Source organism: Vibrio sp. 811 (assembly GCF_033339195.1).
Genome location: NZ_JAWOUB010000851.1, coordinates 1 through 539 on the forward strand (window position 1 = coordinate 1; position 539 = coordinate 539).

Annotated in this window: 2 protein-coding genes; both read right to left on the bottom strand. The window is 43.4% G+C overall.

All coding sequences use genetic code 11. From position 1 onward, the window contains the following. Positions 1-86 precede the first annotated feature (86 nt). The gene (locus tag R7Q46_RS29750) at positions 87-257 is read right to left on the bottom strand and encodes a hypothetical protein (protein ID WP_318078665.1); all 171 of its coding nucleotides are present in this window, start codon (positions 255-257) and stop codon (positions 87-89) included. A 16-nt stretch (positions 258-273) separates the two neighbouring features. Continuing rightward, a complete protein-coding gene (nadS, locus tag R7Q46_RS29755) occupies positions 274-525 on the bottom strand; it encodes a NadS family protein (RefSeq protein WP_140371643.1) in 252 nt (83 codons plus the stop codon). Between the last annotated feature and the right edge of the window lie 14 nt (positions 526-539).

Genomic DNA, 539 nt, shown 5'->3' on the forward strand with positions numbered 1-539 from the left:
AAGTTTGTGACGCTTTCAGAGCGATTTACAGGGCAAAAAGTTCGCTGTTCGATTGAAACAAAAAACGCCCTCTAAGGGCGTTTTTTCTATGTTTTCATCTTATCGATGGCATCTTTGGTGATCAGCTCGTTAGCTATCTCCAAGTTCTCTTTGTACTTCGTCTCTTTGTACGTCGCATATTCAAAGCGAGATAACGAACTTCTCGGATCGTACTCGTAACGCTGACAGAATTGCTCAAAAGTAACAGCTGCACTCATAGACACCTCTTAATCTTTAAACTGAAAACTTCGCATAAAGCTCTGGCTCTTTAGAGAGTAGAGTCAGGACTTTGCTTGCTAAACCTGTCGGATTTCTCCGTCCTTGCTCCCAACTTTTCACGGTATCAATACTCACATCCATCGCTTGTGCCAACTCTTTTTGGCTGACATCCAGTTGTGCTCGGATCGCTTTAACATCGGCAATCTCATAACGAGTGACATTCGCAGGAGTCTGCTCTCCTTTTGCAATCGCTTCGGCTTGCTTCATCGATGTATAAAGTT

Excerpts from the sequence above, each read along its gene's own strand:
- nadS (WP_140371643.1), bottom strand. The coding sequence starts at position 525 with ATGAAGCAAGCCGAAGCGATTGCAAAAGGAGAGCAGACTCCTGCGAAT.
- R7Q46_RS29750 (WP_318078665.1), bottom strand. The coding sequence starts at position 257 with ATGAGTGCAGCTGTTACTTTTGAGCAATTCTGTCAGCGTTACGAGTAC.